The sequence below is a fragment of the Citrobacter sp. Cb031 genome (assembly GCF_030336725.1).
Lineage (GTDB): Bacteria > Pseudomonadota > Gammaproteobacteria > Enterobacterales > Enterobacteriaceae > Citrobacter > Citrobacter braakii.
This window is the reverse complement of the sequence record NZ_JAOWDA010000026.1, coordinates 51,473-70,571: the sequence shown is the minus strand read 5'-3', so window position 1 is coordinate 70,571 and position 19,099 is coordinate 51,473. Positions and strand designations below refer to the sequence as shown.

Annotated in this window: 19 protein-coding genes and 1 tRNA gene; 15 read left to right on the top strand and 5 right to left on the bottom strand. The window is 55.1% G+C overall.

What is annotated here, in order from left to right:
- The first annotated feature begins 77 nt into the window (after positions 1-77).
- Together OGV93_RS11690 and OGV93_RS11685 are read left to right on the top strand one after the other, a co-directional pair.
- Entirely contained in the window at positions 78-335 is a 258-nt protein-coding gene (locus OGV93_RS11690; protein ID WP_016151932.1) for a YjhX family toxin, read from the top strand.
- Positions 336-348: 13 nt separating this feature from the next.
- On the top strand, positions 349-1,095 hold the full coding sequence (locus OGV93_RS11685) for an SAM-dependent methyltransferase (protein ID WP_287109588.1): 747 nt from the start codon (positions 349-351) through the stop codon (positions 1,093-1,095).
- Between the two features lie 49 nt (positions 1,096-1,144).
- Here the strand turns inward: OGV93_RS11685 and OGV93_RS11680 are convergent, their stop codons facing one another.
- The 3 genes from OGV93_RS11680 to OGV93_RS11670 form a co-directional block, all read right to left on the bottom strand.
- A complete protein-coding gene (locus OGV93_RS11680; protein ID WP_016151930.1) occupies positions 1,145-1,708 on the bottom strand; it encodes a DJ-1/PfpI family protein in 564 nt (187 codons plus the stop codon).
- A gap of 165 nt (positions 1,709-1,873) precedes the next feature.
- On the bottom strand, positions 1,874-3,262 hold the full coding sequence (locus tag OGV93_RS11675) for an APC family permease (protein ID WP_016151916.1): 1,389 nt from the start codon (positions 3,260-3,262) through the stop codon (positions 1,874-1,876).
- A gap of 387 nt (positions 3,263-3,649) precedes the next feature.
- On the bottom strand, positions 3,650-5,068 hold the full coding sequence (locus OGV93_RS11670) for a glutamine synthetase family protein (protein ID WP_046276299.1): 1,419 nt from the start codon (positions 5,066-5,068) through the stop codon (positions 3,650-3,652).
- A gap of 211 nt (positions 5,069-5,279) precedes the next feature.
- Here OGV93_RS11670 and puuD point away from each other — a divergent pair, with 211 nt between their 5' ends.
- From puuD to cbdX, 13 genes are all read left to right on the top strand, one after another.
- Positions 5,280-6,044 (top strand): gamma-glutamyl-gamma-aminobutyrate hydrolase, encoded by a 765-nt coding sequence (gene puuD, locus OGV93_RS11665; protein ID WP_016151914.1) that lies wholly within the window; start codon positions 5,280-5,282, stop codon positions 6,042-6,044.
- A 25-nt stretch (positions 6,045-6,069) separates the two neighbouring features.
- Positions 6,070-6,627, top strand: a complete 558-nt coding sequence (puuR, locus tag OGV93_RS11660) for an HTH-type transcriptional regulator PuuR (protein ID WP_016151913.1) — start codon at positions 6,070-6,072, stop codon at positions 6,625-6,627.
- Between the two features lie 138 nt (positions 6,628-6,765).
- Positions 6,766-8,253, top strand: a complete 1,488-nt coding sequence (gene puuC, locus OGV93_RS11655) for an aldehyde dehydrogenase PuuC (protein ID WP_016151912.1) — start codon at positions 6,766-6,768, stop codon at positions 8,251-8,253.
- 2 nt (positions 8,254-8,255) lie between these two features.
- Positions 8,256-9,536 carry an NAD(P)/FAD-dependent oxidoreductase gene (locus OGV93_RS11650; protein ID WP_287109587.1) on the top strand — a complete coding sequence of 427 codons (1,281 nt, stop codon included), beginning with the start codon at positions 8,256-8,258 and terminating at the stop codon, positions 9,534-9,536.
- A 209-nt stretch (positions 9,537-9,745) separates the two neighbouring features.
- On the top strand, positions 9,746-10,873 hold the full coding sequence (gene hyaA, locus OGV93_RS11645; protein ID WP_046276297.1) for a hydrogenase 1 small subunit: 1,128 nt from the start codon (positions 9,746-9,748) through the stop codon (positions 10,871-10,873).
- Entirely contained in the window at positions 10,870-12,663 is a 1,794-nt protein-coding gene (hyaB, locus tag OGV93_RS11640) for a Ni/Fe-hydrogenase large subunit (RefSeq protein ID WP_080859992.1), read from the top strand. The genes hyaA and hyaB overlap by 4 nt, the downstream gene beginning before the upstream one ends.
- Before the next feature lie 18 nt (positions 12,664-12,681).
- Positions 12,682-13,416 carry a Ni/Fe-hydrogenase b-type cytochrome subunit gene (gene hyaC / locus OGV93_RS11635; protein ID WP_049042196.1) on the top strand — a complete coding sequence of 245 codons (735 nt, stop codon included), beginning with the start codon at positions 12,682-12,684 and terminating at the stop codon, positions 13,414-13,416.
- Positions 13,413-13,994: a hydrogenase 1 maturation protease gene (gene hyaD, locus OGV93_RS11630; protein WP_046276295.1), complete on the top strand. Its 582-nt coding sequence runs from the start codon at positions 13,413-13,415 to the stop codon at positions 13,992-13,994. Before hyaC ends, hyaD begins: the two co-directional genes overlap by 4 nt.
- 5 nt (positions 13,995-13,999) lie before the next feature.
- Positions 14,000-14,407, top strand: coding sequence for a hydrogenase-1 operon protein HyaE (hyaE, locus tag OGV93_RS11625; protein WP_235116679.1), 408 nt, complete (start codon positions 14,000-14,002; stop codon positions 14,405-14,407).
- On the top strand, positions 14,400-15,257 hold the full coding sequence (locus OGV93_RS11620; RefSeq protein WP_181634966.1) for a hydrogenase expression/formation protein: 858 nt from the start codon (positions 14,400-14,402) through the stop codon (positions 15,255-15,257). The genes hyaE and OGV93_RS11620 overlap by 8 nt, the downstream gene beginning before the upstream one ends.
- A gap of 89 nt (positions 15,258-15,346) precedes the next feature.
- The gene (gene appC, locus OGV93_RS11615) at positions 15,347-16,891 is read left to right on the top strand and encodes a cytochrome bd-II oxidase subunit 1 (protein ID WP_155574000.1); all 1,545 of its coding nucleotides are present in this window, start codon (positions 15,347-15,349) and stop codon (positions 16,889-16,891) included.
- An 11-nt stretch (positions 16,892-16,902) separates the two neighbouring features.
- Positions 16,903-18,039 (top strand): cytochrome d ubiquinol oxidase subunit II, encoded by a 1,137-nt coding sequence (gene appB, locus OGV93_RS11610; protein WP_155573999.1) that lies wholly within the window; start codon positions 16,903-16,905, stop codon positions 18,037-18,039.
- A gap of 13 nt (positions 18,040-18,052) precedes the next feature.
- Positions 18,053-18,142 carry a cytochrome bd-II oxidase subunit CbdX gene (cbdX, locus tag OGV93_RS11605; RefSeq protein WP_016151902.1) on the top strand — a complete coding sequence of 30 codons (90 nt, stop codon included), beginning with the start codon at positions 18,053-18,055 and terminating at the stop codon, positions 18,140-18,142.
- A gap of 251 nt (positions 18,143-18,393) precedes the next feature.
- Here cbdX and OGV93_RS11600 read toward each other — a convergent pair.
- Positions 18,394-18,469: transfer RNA gene (locus OGV93_RS11600), tRNA-Thr, on the bottom strand.
- Between the two features lie 165 nt (positions 18,470-18,634).
- Positions 18,635-18,979, bottom strand: a complete 345-nt coding sequence (locus tag OGV93_RS11595; RefSeq protein WP_287109586.1) for a methyltransferase family protein — start codon at positions 18,977-18,979, stop codon at positions 18,635-18,637.
- Between the last annotated feature and the right edge of the window lie 120 nt (positions 18,980-19,099).

Sequence of the window (19,099 nt, the reverse complement as noted above, 5' to 3'; positions counted from 1 at the left end):
CAATGCGCCGAATTCGAATGCGGACACCGCTGTGTGTTTGCACGTTTTGCACATGATGATTAAACAGGTTTTCCAGTATGAATTTATCCCGTCAGGAACAACGTACCTTACACGTTCTCGCCAAAGGTGGCCGTATTGCTCACGTCCGCGATGCCTCTGGCCGCGTCACTTCCGTCGAATGCTATAGCCGTGAAGGGTTGCTGCTCTGCGACTGCACGCTCGAGGTGTTCAAAAAGCTCAGAACCAAGAAACTGATCAAATCCGTCAATGGTCAGCCCTACCGTATTAATACGACCGGCCTGAACAACGTTCGCGCCCAACTTGATAATCGCTAAAGGAGAGAGAGAAATGGATATCCCGAAGATTTTTACCATCAGCGAAAGCGCACATCGCATTCATAATCCGTTCACCGCACAGAAATACGCCACGTTAGGCCAGGTTTTACGGATGGCACCGGGAACACGCATTCTGGACCTCGGCAGCGGTTCGGGTGAGATGTTGTGCACCTGGGCACGCGATCACGGTATTTCCGGCGTTGGTATCGATATGAGCCGGCTGTTCAGTGAGCAAGCCACCCTGCGGGCCAAAGAGTTGGGAGTCAATGAGCACGTGCGTTTTATTCATGCCGATGCAACAGGTTATATCGCCGAAGAAAAATTCGATATTGCCGCCTGCGTTGGTGCGACCTGGATTGCCGGCGGCGTCGCTGGAACGGTCAGACAACTGGAACAAAGTCTCAAACCAGGTGGGATCATACTCATCGGCGAACCGTACTGGCGTCAGACGCCTGCAACGGAGAGCATCGCCCAGGATTGCGGCGCGACTTCAGTGACCGATTTTCTTTCTCTGCCAGAGCTCGTTTCATCTTTCGACCTGCTCGGTTATGACGTGGTTGAAATGGTACTGGCTGACCAGGAGGGTTGGGACAGATACGAGGCGGCAAAATGGCTGACGATGCGCCGTTGGCTGGAGGCAAATCCGGACGATGAATTTGCCCCGGAAGTCAGAGAGCAACTGAGGAGTTCACCAGCACGCCACGTAGCCTTCACCCGGGAGTACATTGGTTGGGGCGTGTTCGCACTCATACAGCGGTAATATGTCCAGTCGGTATAACCAGGCAAGTTATACCGACTTTTTTCATTGCTTACTTCATTAATACTTCAACAAATTTAGCCAGCCATTGCGGATGCGCGGGCCATGCAGGCGCGGTAATCAGATTGCCATCCACGTGGGCTTGATCAATACCAATATCTGCGTAATGCCCGCCGCTCAGACGAACTTCTGGCGCACAGGCCGGATAGGCGCTACAGGTCCGGTTTTCTAATACCCCCGCCGCCGCTAACAGCTGAGGTCCATGACAGACCGCGGCGATAGGCTTACCGGCAGCGTTGAAATCTTGCACCAGCTTAATGACATCCGGATTCAGCCGGAGATATTCCGGAGCACGTCCGCCGGGGATCAGCAGCGCGTCGTAATCGGTGGCCCGCGCCTCGGCAAAATTCGCATTCAGCGTAAAACGATGACCCGGTTTTTCACTGTAGGTCTGCGCCCCATCAAAATCATGAATAGCGGTTTGAACGTAGTCCCCCTGACTTTTATCCGGACAGACGGCATCAACACGATGGCCCAGCATCTGCAACGCCTGAAAAGGCACCATCGTTTCATAATCTTCGACATAATCGCCGACCAGCATCAGTATCTTCTTCATTCACATCCCCCGCTCACGGTTATTAATGATGAGAAATAACGGCCATCTTTACTATAGCCCACGCATTTCACGACATTAATAAATACCGCAGGACACGCCGTCACCGGACGTCTGAAGGTGGTTGCCCCTGACGGCGTGCCCTGTTGTTAATACCTGAAGTTTCTGTCACTCCCAGGCCTGCTCAGATTTCGCGGCGTCAAACTGCGGCGGCGGCTTGCGGAAACGTCCGGTCAGGTAGGCGAGATACACCAACCCCACGCCAGCCCATACCAGTCCCAGCGTCAGCGATGTCACCTCCAGGTTCACCCACAGTACGGCAACGGTGGCGGCGCCGACCATTGGCAATACCAGGTAGTGCAACTTTTCCTGCCAGGTATGCTTACGTCCTTCACGACGCCAGAAGTGGTTAAACACGGACAAATTAACGAACGTAAAGGCCACCAGCGCGCCAAAGTTAATCAACGCCGTGGCGGTCACCAGGTCAAAAAACAGGGCCGAGAGTGCCACAATCCCGACCATAATGACGTTCAGCGCGGGTGTACGCCATTTCGGATGGACATAGCCGAAGTACTTCTCCGGGAAGACGTTATCGCGGCCCATCACGTACAGCAGACGCGAAACGCTGGCATGGGACGCCAGACCTGACGCCAGCGTATTCACAAAGGTCGTACACAAGAAAATAGACTGGAACAGTTTGCCGCCGACGTACAGCGCAATCTCCGGCAGCGCCGCGTCCGGGTCTTTAAATCGGCTAATATCTGGAAAAAACAGCTGCATAAAGAACGAGGCAGCAATGAAGATCAATCCACCGTAAAGCGCGGTAAGGAAAATAGCTTTTGGAATGGTACGCGCGGCATCCGGTGTCTCTTCAGAGAGCGTGGTTACCGCATCAAAACCGAGAAACGAGAAGCAGACGATGGTCGCCCCGGTGATAATCGGGATCAAATGCGCATTCTGGCTGATAAACGGTTGCAGCGACCAGACGGTCCCAACCCCTTCGCCTTTGTGCAGCCCCTGCACCACGAGAACAATGAACACCACGATTATCGCGACCTGCACCAGTACAAACAGCGCATTGAAGTTCGCCACCAGATTAACGCTTTTCAAATTGGCCGCGGTGAGGATCGCTACAAACATCACTACCCAAATCCATGGCGCAACGCCCGGGAACAGCGCGGAAAGGTAAATTTTCGCCAGCAGGACGTTAATCATCGGCAGGAACAGGTAATCAAGCAGTGACGACCAGCCGACCATAAACCCCACATGCGGGTTGATTGCTTTTTGCGCATAGGTGTAGGCCGAACCGGCTTGTGGAAACTGGCGTACCAGCTTTCCGTAACTGATGGCGGTAAACAGCACGCCCGCCAGGGCCAGCAGATAGGAGGCCGGAACATGGCCATTGCTGATACCCGAAACAATACCAAAGGTGTCAAACACCGTCATCGGTGTGAGATAGGCCAGCCCCATCACCACCACCTGCCACAGCTTGAGGGATTTACGCAGCTGTGCTTTGCCCGGCTGGGCCGCGAGATCCACAGAAGAATTAGTCGACATAGCTTTCCTCCCCGCCACGGGCCCAGATCTGCGTTCGAAACGTGGGTACAGCAGACCTGGGTCGTGTCGGGGTGGAAAGCCAAAAGAAAGGCGTCAATGTTGCACGGCACAGATGCGGTCCGTACTTACTGCGGGAGCCATGGATGCTCACGCGGGGCGGGTTTTTAAACATTGGCATCATCACATTTCCTCGTCACAAACTCTGTCGGTTATCTGAAGACCCGTTGTCGCAAGCCGCTCCATTACGCGACATCCGGGAAATGGCAGGTGATCCTGCAATATTGACGGGCTGGCTCCGCTCAGACCGCATGATGCGACTTCTTTTTTTCAATGACCAAACAATGCGTACAGGCCCGACAAACATTCCGCCGCCGGGCCACTTTCCTGTCAGGCGTTTTTCAGCATCCACTCAATTTCAGTGTCGGTAATCAGGCGTTCAAACTGGATCAGTTCATCGTGTTTACAGGCGTGATACACATGGCTAAAACGCTCCCCGAGCAACTCACGCAGACTGTCATTTTGCATGAACTCCCACAGCGCATCGCTCTGGCGGATCGGGAACGGTAGCCCTTCCTGCTCCAGGCCGTTGCCTTCCACCTCTTCCTGCAACGGCAGCTCGTTATCCAGCCCATGCAGGATCCCCGCCAGAATGGTCGACATCACCAGATACGGGTTGGCGTCAGCCCCCGCCACGCGATATTCAACCCGATGGTTATCACGATCGCCGCAGGGAATGCGCAGCGCCACCGTACGGTTGTTGTGCCCCCAGGAAGCCTGGGTCGGAACATACATCCCCGGCTGGAAGCGGCGATAAGAGTTCACATTCGGCGCCAGCAGCGCCATTGACGCAGGCATCAGATCAATCATCCCGGCAAGCGCACGTTTAAGTAACGCGGAATCATCGCCATTCGCATCGGCTAACACGTTCTCGCCTTTATTATTCATAATGCTGATGTGGATATGCATTCCGCTACCGGCATGCTCCTCATAAGGTTTTGCCATAAACGTGGCATGCATCTTATGTTTCTCCGCCACCAGCCGTACCAGCCGTTTCAGCGCCAGCGCGTCGTCGCAGGCGTCGAGTACGTTATCGGTATGGTAGAGGTTGATTTCAAACTGCCCAGGGGAGGCTTCAGCCACCGCGCCGTCAGCCGGGATCAGCTGCAAACGGGCCAGTTCATCGATATCGTTCAGCACATCAGCAAAGTGGTTCAGGTTATCAACCGAGTAAACCTGACTTTGCGTATTCCGATCGTCCGTTCCCGGCGCGCACGGCGGCTGCAGATAACCTTCGGGATCGCGCTTACGATCGAGTAAATAGAACTCCAGCTCTACCGCTACGACGGGGAACAGACCGCGCTGGCGAAGTTTCTGCCAGAGTCGGTTAAGTACGTTCCGCGGCTCAACGTCAAAGGGAGCGCCATCTTCATCCAGCATCGTCAGCATCATCTGCGCAATACATTCCGGATCGGCGGCCGAAGGTGTTAACGTGCCAGGCACCGGGACACAGGTCCGATCCGGTTCGCCAAGCTCCTGGCCTAATCCCGCCTCTTCGACCACATTGCCAAGAATATCCATCGCGAAAACGGATGCCGGGAAATAGCAGCCTTTCTCTAACTTGTGTAACCCTGCAACGGGAATGCGTTTACCACGAAAACAACCATTCAGGTCGGTTAACAGCACATCCACGAACTGCGTGTTGGGATAGCGCTCCAGATACTGCTTAACTTCACGCGCAAACGCGCTACTTCGTCTCTCTTCAGAATGCTGAACAAAATTCTCAACTTCTACGATATTGGTTTCCATGATTCACCGCCGTTGGCCTGTAAGCTGTTCTGTGATTTGACTGTTAAATATAATGTCCACCCCTCGACTCTGGATGCAAACAAATTGTTTGTCAAATGTTAAATTAAGTTTGCTAGAAGGTTATTCCACTGCTAGATTGAGAAAATAATGAACGGAATGGCATAACAAGGAACCGTTTGGCAATAATTTATTCCAAAACGTGAGGTCGATCATGGGCAATATATTTGACAAGCCAGTTATTGGTGTAGTGATGTGTAGGAACAGGCTTAAGGGTCACGAGACCCAGACTCTGCAAGAAAAGTACCTGAATGCAGTATTGAACGCCGGTGGATTACCGATAGCGATTCCCCATGCGCTTGCGGAACCCGAATTACTGAACGCACTGTTACCGAAACTGGATGGTATCTTCCTGCCAGGAAGCCCAAGCAATGTGCAGCCGCACCTCTATGGTGAAAATGGCGATGAGTCTGACGCCGATCCCGGGCGTGATCTTCTGAGCATGGCGCTAATTACCGCCGGGCTCGAAAGGCGCATTCCCATTTTCGCCATCTGCCGGGGCTTACAGGAATTAGTTGTCGCCACTGGCGGGACTCTGTATCGTCGCCTGTGCGATCACTCACAGTTCCTGGAACATCGTGAAGATGCGGAACTCCCGGTGGAGCAGCAATATGCGCCATCTCATGAAGTCCAGGTTCAACAGGGAGGATTGCTATCTCAGCTAATACCAGGTTGCAGCACGTTTTGGGTTAACTCCTTGCATGGTCAGGGCGCAAAAACCCTTGGCCCGCAACTGCGCGTGGAAGCACGCTCGCAGGATGGATTAGTGGAAGCAGCCAGCGTTCACGACCATCCTTTCGCGCTTGGCGTGCAGTGGCACCCGGAATGGAACAGTAGCGAATACGCCCTGTCGCGTTTGTTACTTGAAGGTTTTATCACCGCTTGTCAGAACCACCTCGCTGAAAAACAGCGACTCTGACCACTACAGTTAAGGAAATGCAATTATGAGCGATGACGGCCTGGCGCCGGGTAAACGTTTGTCAGAGATCCGCCAGCAATTGGGTCTTTCACAGCGTCGTGCCGCCGAACTGTCTGGGTTAACGCATAGCGCCATCAGCACCATAGAGCAGGATAAAGTCAGTCCTGCCATCAGTACGCTGCAAAAGCTATTGAAAGTTTATGGGCTGTCGCTCTCCGAGTTCTTCGCGGAACCGGAAAAGCCTGACGAACCGCAGGTGGTTATCAATCAGGATGATTTGATTGAGATCGGGAGTCAGGGAGTATCCATGAAGCTGGTACACAACGGAAATCCGAATCGTACGCTGGCCATGATGTTTGAAACCTATCAGCCAGGTACGACAACCGGGGAGAGAATTAAACACCAGGGTGAAGAGATTGGGACAATACTGGAAGGTGAAGTGATACTGACCATCAACGGTCAAACGTATCATCTTGTTGCAGGGCAAAGTTATGCCATTAACACCGGTATACCACACAGCTTCAGCAACACCTCGGCAGGGATCTGCCGCATCATCAGTGCCCACACTCCTACCACTTTCTAATAAGTAGCGGCCTGAGTTTCTCAGGCCTTCTTAAATAACGCGCATTAACAGGGTACATCCCTGGGGCATCGTGCAGCCTGATTTTGCCTGAAAAAGATCAGCAACGAACTTTATCTTATTGATATAAAAGGAGTAGCTATGAACTTTCAGAATCTTAAATATTGGCGTGAAAAAGCCAGCCATTATTCGCCGGAGACCCGTTTATTTATTAACGGCGAATATTGCGCAGCCGCCGATAACGAAACCTTTATTACGCAGGATCCGGCAGGACAACGTCCGCTCGCCAAAGTCGCCCGCGGCAAAAAAGCAGATGTAGACCGAGCGGTCACCGCAGCCCGCACCGTGTTTGAACGCGGAGACTGGTCGCAAGCATCACCCGCAGAGCGCAAGGCAGTCCTGCACAAGTTCGCCGATTTAATGGAGCAGCATCACGAGGAGCTGGCGCTACTGGAAACGCTCGACACCGGTAAACCGATTCGCCATAGCCTGCGTGATGATATTCCAGGCGCGGCACGCGCCATCCGTTGGTACGCCGAAGCAATAGATAAAGTCTATGGCGAAGTGGCCACCACCTCGGTGAGCGATCTGGCGCTGATTGTGCGCGAGCCGGTGGGCGTCATTGCGGCCATCGTGCCGTGGAATTTTCCCCTGCTGCTGGCCTGCTGGAAACTTGGCCCGGCACTGGCTGCAGGCAACAGCGTGATCCTCAAACCTTCAGAAAAATCACCGCTGACCGCCATTCGCCTTGCTGCGTTGGCAAAAAAAGCCGGTTTGCCAGATGGCGTTCTCAGCGTGGTGAGCGGATATGGCCACGAAGCGGGCCAGGCGTTGTCGCAGCATCCGGATGTTGATGTGATCACCTTTACCGGCTCGACCCGCACCGGCAAGCAACTGCTCAAAGACGCTGGCGACAGCAATATGAAACGCGTCTGGCTGGAGGCCGGTGGTAAAAGTGCCAACATCGTTTTTGCCGACTGCCCGGATCTGCCGAAAGCCGCCGCCAATGCTGCAGCAGGCATCTTCTATAACCAGGGTCAGGTCTGTATCGCCGGTACGCGTCTGTTACTGGAAGAGAGTATTGCCGACGAGTTCATCGCCCTGCTGAAAGAGCAGGCGAAAAACTGGCAGCCGGGCAACCCGCTGGATCCGGAAACCACGATGGGCACGCTTATCGACAACGCGCATGCCGACACCGTGCACGGTTTTATTCGCGACGGTGAAGCACAAGGCACGCTGGCGCTGGATGGTCGCAGCCACGTACACCCAGCGGCTATCGGCCCGACTATTTTTGTCGATACAGCCCCGCAAGCCCACGTCAGCCGCGATGAGATCTTCGGCCCGGTGCTGGTCGTCACCCGTTTTAGCAGCGAAGCCGAAGCCCTGGCGCTGGCCAACGACAGTGACTACGGCCTGGGGGCCGCGGTCTGGACCCGCGATCTGTCGCGCGCCCACCGCATGAGCCGTCGCCTGAAGGCCGGTTCGGTCTTCGTTAATAACTACAACGACGGTGATATGACTGTGCCGTTCGGCGGTTATAAGCAAAGCGGCAACGGGCGCGATAAGTCCCTGCATGCGCTGGAAAAATTTAGCGAACTGAAAACCATTTGGATCTCCCTGGAGCCTTAATCATGACTGAACATACCAGCAGTTATTACGCCGCAAGCGCCAATCAGTACGAACCGTTTCCCACCCTTAGCGAGTCGGTTAGCTGTGATGTTTGCGTCGTGGGCGGTGGATATACCGGACTCTCCTCCGCCCTGCACTTAGCGGAGATGGGTTACGACGTAGTGCTACTGGAATCCGCACGTATTGGCTTCGGGGCCAGCGGACGTAACGGCGGTCAGTTGGTGAACTCCTACAGTCGCGATATCGACGTCATCGAGCGCACCTATGGCCCGGACGCCGCCAAAATGCTTGGCAGCATGATGTTTGAAGGCGGTAATATCATCCGCGAACGTATCAAGCGTTATCAGATCGAATGCGACTATCGCCCCGGCGGACTGTTTGCGGCGCTGAACCACAAGCAGATGGAAACGCTGGAGGAGCAGAAGTCGAACTGGGAACGCTACGGCAACACGCAGCTTGAACTGTTAGACAGCAGCGAAATTCGTCGCGAAGTCAGCAGCGATCGTTATGTCGGCGCGCTGCTCGACCACAGCGGTGGTCATATTCATCCGCTGAACCTGGCGATTGGCGAAGCTAACGCCATTCGTCTGAACGGCGGGCGCGTCTTCGAACAGTCGCCGGTCACCCGTATCCAGCACACCAGCCCGGCGGTGGTCAGCACCGAAAAAGGTGAGGTTACGGCCCGCTTTGTGATCGTCGCGGGCAACGCCTACCTCGGCGACAAACTCGAGCCTGCGCTGGCAAAAAGCAGCATGCCATGCGGCACACAGGTGTTAACCACCGAACCGTTGTCTGCGGAGATGGCACGCTCGCTGATTCCAAAAAACTACTGCGTGGAAGATTGTAACTATCTGCTGGATTACTACCGTCTGACCGGCGATAACCGCCTGTTGTACGGCGGCGGCGTGGTCTACGGCGCCCGCGATCCGGACGATATTGAACGTCTGGTAATGCCGAAACTGCTGAAAACCTTCCCGCAATTGCAGGGGGTAAAAATTGATTACCGCTGGACCGGTAATTTCCTGTTAACGCTATCTCGCATGCCGCAGTTTGGCCGTCTTGATACCAACATTTACTATATGCAGGGCTACAGCGGCCACGGCGTGACCTGTACCCACCTGGCAGGACGTCTGATTTCTGAACTGCTGCGCGGGGATGCCGAGCGCTTTGACGCTTTCGCCAAACTGCCGCACTACCCGTTCCCAGGGGGGCGCAGCCTGCGCATTCCGTTTACCGCCATGGGGGCGGCATATTACAGCTTACGCGATCGCCTTGGGGTTTAAGTTCTTCCGCAATAAACCCGACGCACAGGGCGGTCTCCCCCTGTGCGTTTTTTTATTCCCGGACAGTGAAAAACAGGTAACGGGCACGAAAATATCGCAATAGGACATAACCCTACACTTTGCATTGTTTCTCCCTGCTGATCGGATAGGCTTTTTTAGATTATCGCTGGCGACGTGGCCAGAACTCAACGGGGGAAGAAACGCGTGTTATGAATACGAATAACGAGGAGACCTTTTATCAGGCGATGCGCCGCAAAGGGGTGAGTCGACGCAGTTTTCTCAAATATTGCAGCCTCGCAGCAACATCGCTTGGGCTGGGAGCCGCAATGACGCCCAGAATAGCCTGGGCGCTGGAAAACAAACCCCGGATCCCGGTCGTCTGGATCCACGGGCTGGAATGCACCTGTTGCACTGAATCATTTATCCGCTCCTCTCACCCACTCGCCAAAGACGTCATCCTCTCCCTGATTTCTCTTGATTACGACGACACCCTGATGGCCGCCGCCGGAACGCAGGCCGAAGAGGTATTTGAAGACATTCTGAGCCGCTACCACGGCCGATACATTCTGGCCGTCGAGGGCAATCCTCCGCTGGGTGAACAAGGAATGTTCTGCATCAGCGGCGGGCGACCGTTTATTGAAAAGCTAAAAAGAGCCGCGGCAGGCGCCAGCGCGATTATCGCCTGGGGAACCTGTGCCTCCTGGGGCTGCGTGCAGGCCGCACGGCCTAATCCAACCCAGGCAACGCCGATCGATAAGGTGATCACCGATAAACCAATCGTGAAAGTGCCCGGCTGCCCGCCGATTCCGGATGTCATGAGCGCCATCATTACCTATATGGTGACGTTTGATCGTCTGCCTGAACTCGATCGTCTGGGGCGTCCGCTGATGTTCTATGGTCAGCGTATTCACGACAAATGCTACCGCCGCGCCCACTTTGACGCCGGGGAGTTCGTTGAGAGTTGGGACGATGACGCAGCCCGAAAAGGCTATTGTCTGTACAAAATGGGCTGCAAAGGGCCTACCACTTATAACGCCTGCTCCACCACCCGCTGGAATGGCGGCGTTTCTTTCCCCATCCAGTCCGGTCATGGGTGTCTGGGATGTTCAGAGAACGGCTTCTGGGATCGCGGTTCGTTCTACAGCCGCGTGGTCGATATCCCGCAGATGGGGACGCATTCAACCGCCGATACCGTGGGCCTCACCGCGCTTGGCGTGGTGGCCGCCAGCGTCGGTGTCCACGCAGTCGCCAGCGCCGTCAATCAACATAACCGCCACAAACAGCAATTAGCCGACGCCGGACAACAGTCGCCAGACAATGAGGATAAACAGGCATGAGCAATTCGTATCAAACCCAGGGATATACGGTCAATAATGCCGGCCGCCGCCTGGTTGTCGACCCCATTACGCGCATTGAAGGCCATATGCGTTGTGAGGTGAACATTGATGAGCAGAACATCATCACCAACGCGGTTTCCTGCGGCACCATGTTCCGTGGACTGGAAATTATTCTGCAAGGGCGCGACCCGCGCGATGCCTGGGCGTTTGTCGAACGAATTTGCGGAGTGTGCACTGGCGTACATGCGCTCGCATCGGTCTATGCCATTGAAGATGCCATTGGCATCAAGGTGCCCGACAACGCCAACATCATTCGCAATATTATGCTGGCGACGCTGTGGTGCCACGACCACCTGGTCCACTTTTACCAGCTAGCCGGAATGGACTGGATTGACGTTCTGAATGCCCTGAAAGCCGACCCGCGCGCAACCTCGCAGTTGGCACAAAGCCTTTCAGCCTGGCCGATGTCCTCCCCGGGCTACTTCTTTGACGTACAAAACCGCCTGAAGAAATTTGTCAACGGCGGTCAGTTGGGGATTTTCCGCAACGGTTATTGGGGACATCCGCAGTACAAACTGTCGCCAGAGGCTAACCTGATGGGTTTTGCCCATTATCTGGAAGCGCTCGATTTTCAGCGCGAGATTATCAAAATCCATACGGTGTTTGGCGGCAAGAATCCGCATCCTAACTGGATTGTCGGCGGCATGCCATGCGCTATCAATATCGATCAGAGCGGCGCGGTTGGCGCGGTCGATATGGAACGCCTTAACCTGGTACAGTCGATCATCACCCGCACCGCCGACTTCATCAACAACGTCATGGTTCCTGACGCGCTGGCTATCGGCCAGTTCAACAAACCCTGGAGCCAGATTGGCACCGGGCTGTCTGATAAGTGCGTCTTAAGCTACGGCGCGTTCCCGGATATTGCCAACGACTTCAGCGCGAAGAGCCTGTTGATGCCTGGCGGCGCGGTCATTAACGGTGATTTTAACAACGTCATGCCGGTGGATCTGGCCGATCAGCAGCAAATTCAGGAGTTTGTCGATCATGCCTGGTACCGTTATCCGGACGATCAATTAGGTCGTCACCCGTTCGAGGGGATTACTGAACCCTGGTACAACCCCGGCGATGTCAAAGGCAGCGATACCGATATCCAGCAGCTCAACGAACAGGAACGCTACTCGTGGATCAAAGCCCCGCGCTGGCGCGGACACGCCATGGAAGTTGGACCGTTGGCGCGTACGCTGATTGCCTATCACAAAGGGGATGCCGCCACGATTGAATCCGTCGATCGCATGATGTCCGCACTCAAACTGCCGCTGTCGGGTATGCAGTCGACGCTGGGGCGTATTTTATGCCGCGCGCACGAGGCGCAGTGGGCCGTGAGCAAGCTGCAATATTTCTTCGACAAGCTGATGACCAACCTGAAAAACGGCAATCTGGCTACGGCGAATACCGAAAAATGGGAGCCTGCAAGCTGGCCGCAGCAGTGCCGTGGGATCGGTTTTACCGAGGCGCCGCGCGGAGCACTCGGTCACTGGGCATCGATTCGCGACCAGAAGATCGATGTGTATCAGTGCGTAGTGCCGACCACCTGGAATGCCAGCCCGCGCGATCCGAAGGGGCAAATTGGCGCCTACGAGGCGGCGTTGATGGGCACCCAAATGGCGATACCGGATCAACCACTGGAGATCCTGCGCACCTTGCACAGCTTCGACCCCTGCCTGGCATGTTCAACCCACGTCCTCGGCGACGACGGCAGCGAACTTATCGCAGTCCAGGTTCGCTAAGCGTTAAGGAACGGAACGATGACTGGAAAGATATCCCCACGCGTCGGGGAGGCGCGTGATACCGCCGTCAGCCACTATGTGTTTGAAGCGCCCGTACGCTTGTGGCACTGGCTGACAGTGGGCTGCATGTTGGTTTTGATGGTAACCGGATACTTCATTGGCCGACCACTGCCGTCGGTCAACGGCGAGGCCACTTACCTGTTCTACATGGGCGACATCCGGTTAGTACATTTCGCCGCAGCCATGGTGTTTACGGTGATACTGTTGGGTCGCATTTACTGGGCCTTCGTCGGCAATCGCTATTCACGCGAGCTGTTTATCGTGCCTGTCTGGCGTCGCAGTTGGTGGCAGGGTGCCTTTTCGGTGGTGCGCTGGTATCTGTTTCTGGAAAAAAAACCGGGAGAAGATATCGGCCATAACCCCGTCGCGCAGGCGGCGATGTTCGGTTATTTCCTGCTCTCAGTTTTTATGATCCTCACCGGTTTTGCCTTATACAGCGAGCATAGCCAGTACGCCATTTTTACCCCCTTCCACTATGTGACGGAGTTTTTCTACTGGACCGGCGGTAACTCTCTCGATATCCACAGCTGGCATCGGTTGGGGATGTGGTTCATCGCCGCCTTCATCATCGGTCATGTGTATATGGCTATCCGCGAGGACATCATGTCTGACGATACCGTCATCTCAACCATGATCAACGGCTATCGTAGCCACAAATTTGCCAAACGCCAGCACGATAAGGAGGCGTCATGAGCGAACCTAACGTCATCGTGATGGGCTTAGGCAACCTGCTGTGGGCAGATGAAGGATTTGGCATTCGCGTTGCCGAACGCCTGTACGCCCACTATCACTGGCCGGAATGGGTAGAGATTGTCGACGGCGGCACGCAAGGGCTGAATCTGCTGGGCTACGTTGAGCAGGCCAGCCATTTGTTGCTGCTGGACGCCATCGACTACGGACTCGCGCCAGGCACTTTGCAATCCTACGCCGGTGAACAAGTCCCCAGTTACCTCAGCGCCAAAAAAATGAGTCTGCATCAGAACAGCTTCTCCGAAGTGCTTGCTCTGGCGGAGATTCGCGGTCATCTGCCCGCCCACATCGCCCTCGTAGGACTACAGCCGGTGCAGCTGGACGACTATGGCGGCAGCCTGACCGACATCGCGCGCGCTCAGCTCCCGGCGGCAGAACAAGCCGCGCTAAGGCAACTGGCCGCGTGGGGCATCGCGCCACAGACAATCGATGAAACGCGTTGCCTGAACTATGAATGCCTGTCGCTGGAAAACTATGAAGGCGTGCGTATTCGCCAGTATCGTGTAACGCTGGAGAGATAAGCAACATGTTGAATGACAAACCATTTTCTGCGCTATGGCAACGCATGCTGGCGCGCGGCTGGCAACCGCTGACCGCATCTGAACTGGATGACTGGGTAACGCGTGTGCGTGATGGCGTGGTGCTGCTCAGTAGCGATCCCCGCCGCACGCCAGAAGTCAGCGATAACCCGGTAATGATTGCCGAGTTGCTCCGCGAGTTTCCCCAGTTTGACTGGCAAATCGCTATGGCGAATCTCGAGCACAGCGAGGCTATCGGCGATCGTTTTGGCGTATTCCGCTTCCCGGCCACGCTGGTATTTATCCACGGCGAGCTGCGCGGCATTCTCAGCGGCATCCACCCGTGGGCCGACCTGCTCAACCTGATGCGCCCCCTCGTTGAAGAACGTATCCCCCGGAGCCTGCAAGATGAGTGATACCTTTTTTCATCTGCTGGGGCCGGGAACCCTGCCGGGCGATGACAGCTTCAGCATGAATCCCTTGCCCCTCACCTGCCAGGTCAACAGCAGCCCCAGCATGGCGAGGCTGGAAAACTGTCCGCACAGCCCGGCGGTGATGGCATTGTTAGCCGACGTGCGCCACCAGCTTAGCCAGAAAATCCCCGTAAAACAGGACGTGCTGGGATGGGATTTATCCACGCTCAACGCAGACGACCTCACGTTTTTGAATACGCTGCTCGGCGAAGGCGAAGTTTCCGTGCGTATCCAGCAGGCTGACGGCAGGGCGAGTGTGATTCAGGAGTCTATTTTCTGCGGAATCTGGCGGGTGCGTTGCCAGAATGACTTGGGTCAATGGGAGGAGCATCTGGAGGCAGGCAGTGCGCCACGGGCGCTGTGGCAGGCAGCAACAATCACGACGCTGCCAGACGATAGCCTGTTGCCTCCGCCCGTCGATGGGTTGATGAATGGCCTGACGCTGGCTCAGGAACTGCTGGCGCACGTGCGCGATCCGGCCACGCAACCTCATAGCATTAACCTCACCCAACTCCCGGTTAGCGATGCGGATCGCCAGTTCCTCTCCCGCCTGTGTGGCGAAGGACGCATTCAGATCCGCACCATCGGCTACGGCGAGAGCCAAATCGACGCCACGGCGCTGCGCCATGTCTGGCATCTGCGCTGTCTGGATACCCTGAAAGGGCTTCTGCTCGAGAGTTATGAGATCTGTCCATTACCGGAACTGGTACTGGCTGCTCCGGAGGATCTGCTCGACTCGCTCCAGCGCCTGGATGAAGTCTGTAGCTGGCTGGCATCCGGCCCGCCGGCCTGATCCCCTTCTCCCGACCCGCATACTTTTCTGCTGCGGGTCTGGCGTTTTCTTCCTTATCTGTTCACTCTCTAATGCCTGATGGAGTTCGCATGTGGGACGTCATTGACTTATCGCGCTGGCAGTTTGCGCTGACCGCGCTGTACCATTTTCTGTTTGTTCCCCTGACGCTGGGGCTGATTTTTTTGCTGGCTATCATGGAAACCCTGTTCGTGGTGACGGGCAAAACAGTCTACCGCGACATGACGCGTTTCTGGGGAAAGTTATTCGGTATTAACTTTGCGCTCGGTGTGGCGACCGGCCTGACCATGGAGTTTCAGTTCGGGACTAACTGGTCGCTCTATTCCAACTATGTGGGCGATATTTTCGGTGCTCCGCTGGCGATGGAAGCCTTGATGGCTTTCTTTCTTGAATCCACATTCGTGGGGCTGTTCTTCTTCGGCTGGCAGCGCTTAAACAAGTATCAGCATTTACTGGTGACCTGGCTGGTAGCGTTTGGCTCCAATATCTCGGCCCTGTGGATCCTCAACGCCAACGGCTGGATGCAATATCCAACAGGCGCTCACTTTAATATTGATACCCTGCGCATGGAGATGAGCAGCTTTAGCGCGCTGGTTTTTAACCCCATCAGCCAGGTGAAATTTGTGCATACCGTGATGTCTGGTTATGTCACAGGCGCCATGTTTGTGATGTCCATCAGCGCCTGGTATCTACTGCGTGGTCGCGCTCGCGAGTTCGCCCTGCGCTCCTTCGCGGTAGGTTCCGTCTTTGGCACACTGGCTATCCTCGGCACTCTGCAACTGGGAGATAGCTCAGCCTATGAGGTCGCCCAACGCCAGCCGGTAAAACTGGCGGCAATGGAAGGGGAATGGCAAACCGAACCGGCACCTGCGCCCTTTCATGTGATAGCCTGGCCGCAGCAGGAGCAAGAGCGTAACGCCTTTTCCGTGAAGATACCGGCCCTGCTGGGTATCCTGGCGACTCACTCTTTAGATACGCCAGTTCCGGGGCTGAAGAACCTGATGGCAGACGCGCTACCCCGCCTGCAGCGGGGCCGGGAAGCATGGTTGCTGATGCAGGAAATCGCCAAAGGTAACCGCACGCCTCAGCTACTGCGCGCTTTTCACGCCGTGGAAAAAGATCTGGGTTACGGCATCCTGTTAGCAAACTACGCCCCTGACATGAACCATGTCACGCCAGCGCAATATCAGGCCGCACAACGCGGCGCTATTCCGCAAGTCGCCCCCGTGTTCTGGAGCTTTCGCATCATGATTGGATGCGGTTCCCTTCTGCTGCTGGTGATGGCGATTGCGCTGATACAGACCTTACGCTGGCGTATCGACCAGCATCGCTGGTTACTGCACATAACGCTGTGGAGCCTGCCACTACCGTGGATTGCCATTGAAGCAGGCTGGTTTATGACGGAGTTTGGCCGCCAGCCGTGGGCGATTCAGGATATTTTGCCGACCTGGTACGCCCACTCTGCGCTGAGCGCGGGCCAACTGGCCTTCTCCATGGGGCTAATCCTCACGCTTTACACCCTGTTTTTAATTGCCGAAGTCTACCTGATGCAAAAATACGCGCGTCTTGGTCCAGATGCGATGCAACGTCAACAACCGGCACAACAACAGGAATAAAGGAGAGCATCATGTTGGATTATGAAACGTTGCGGCTCATTTGGTGGCTGCTGATTGGCATTATTCTGGTGGCCTTTATGGTCACTGACGGGTTTGATATGGGGGTCGGCTGCCTGTTACCGCTGATCGCGCGCAACGATGATGAACGTCGGGTGTTAATCAATAGCGTAGGGGCACACTGGGAGGGTAACCAGGTGTGGCTCATTCTGGCGGGCGGTGCATTATTCGCAGCCTGGCCGCGCGTCTATGCTGCTGCATTTTCGGGGTTTTATGTGGCGATGATTCTGGTGCTGTGCGCCCTTTTCTTTCGTCCATTGGCCTTTGATTATCGCGGTAAAATAGCGAATGCACGCTGGCGCGCCATGTGGGACACCGGGTTGGTTATCGGCAGCCTGGTGCCACCGGTTATCTTCGGCGTCGCCTTCGGCAATCTGTTCCAGGGGGTGCCTTTGGTGTTCACGCCACAATTACACGTGCAATATCTGGGCACGTTCTGGGAATTGCTCTCTCCTTTTGCCCTACTGTGCGGCGCATTAAGCCTGATGTTGGTCATTATGCAGGGGGGCGTGTGGCTCCAGTTGAAAACCGACGGCATTCTTCACCTGCGCGCGCTGTCTGCCACCCGCCGCAGCGCAATGTTAGTGGTGCTCTGCTTCCTGTTAGCCGGGTACTGGCTGTGGACGGGGATCGACGGCTATGTGCTGCTTAGCCAGGATCCTAATGGTCCGTCCAACCCGCTATTAAAGGCAGTAATGACCGCACCGGGCGCGTGGATGGCGCACTTTGAAAATTCACCACTACTGTTGGTTATTCCGTTGTTGGGCATGATTTTTCCAATGCTCGCGATCTATGCCTGCGGGCAACGTCGGGCCGTGTGGGGATTTCTGTTTGCTTCATTGACCCAGACCTGCGTGATCTTCACCGCTGGAATCACCCTGTTTCCATTTGTGATGCCATCCAGCGCATATCCACTCTCTAGCCTGACGGTGTGGGACAGTACCTCCAGCCAGATGACGCTCAGTATCATGCTGGTTATCGTGCTGATTTTCCTACCGATAGTTCTGCTTTATACCTTGTGGAGTTATTACAAGATGCTGGGACGAATCAACGTAGAAACCATCCGCCGCCACAACCACGAACTTTATTAGGGAGGACTGTACGATGTGGTATCTGTTTTGGTTTGTCGGCATTCTGCTGATGTGCACGCTCTCCACGCTGGCGCTGGTCTGGCTTGAGTCACGGCAGAAATAGCCCTGCGCGTGCGTTACGCTTCCGGGCTCCCCTGTTTATTCGGGGAGTCTTTATTCGTTCACACAAAAGCAGCATGGCTGCACCCAACCCCTGGTTAGCACCAAGCTTTTCTATAAACCGCAGAGTGGTGCTGCAATGGAAGGGTTCGAAGAGCGGAAAGGAAATGAGAAGCTATAGAGTGCTAAACCAGTGCGCGAGACAAAAAGAAGGGGATTACATTGAAGATGTGGAGTTGTAACTGCTTGATTGAATGGTGCCGATAATAGGAGTCGAACCTACGACCTTCGCATTACGAATGCGCTGCTCTACCAACTGAGCTATATCGGCCCTGAAAAGGACATGTCCACGAATGTGAGCACGGGGTAGAAGGTTAAAACTAACCGGGCGATGCGTCAATGGCCTTGCGAATCAAACGCCTATTTTTGCATCATCCGGTTTCAATTACGCACGAATCGTGTCGTTACAGACATGCTTATACGCGGTCGGGTATTACTATAACCAGCGGCGAACGTGTTGTTCATAGCGCTCCCATTCCAGCCCGAAATGTTTTCGCAGTTGTTCCTCTTCAAAATCAATATGTAATCTGGCAACCGCCAGCATAAACACCGGTACAGCCAGTACTCCAGTCAGGCTACCGATGCAAAGAGCAAAGGCCAACTGGAGTCCACTCATACCAAGGTAGATCGGGTTGCGGCTCCAGGCATAACATCCGTCGGTAACAAGCGTGGTCGATTTATGTGCATGCAGCGGATTCAGGGTCGTACGTTTCATCCGCATCTGCCACGCGGTATGCAATATCACCAACAGACTGACGCCGGCCAGCAATGCGCATATCACGATATTCACCTCGCCGAATGTGAAACGCGGACTCGCCGTCAGCACATCCGCAACGAGAAAAAGTACTAAGATAAGAGGCGGCGGAAACCAGACTCTTAATTTTGTCAGGAAATGACGCAT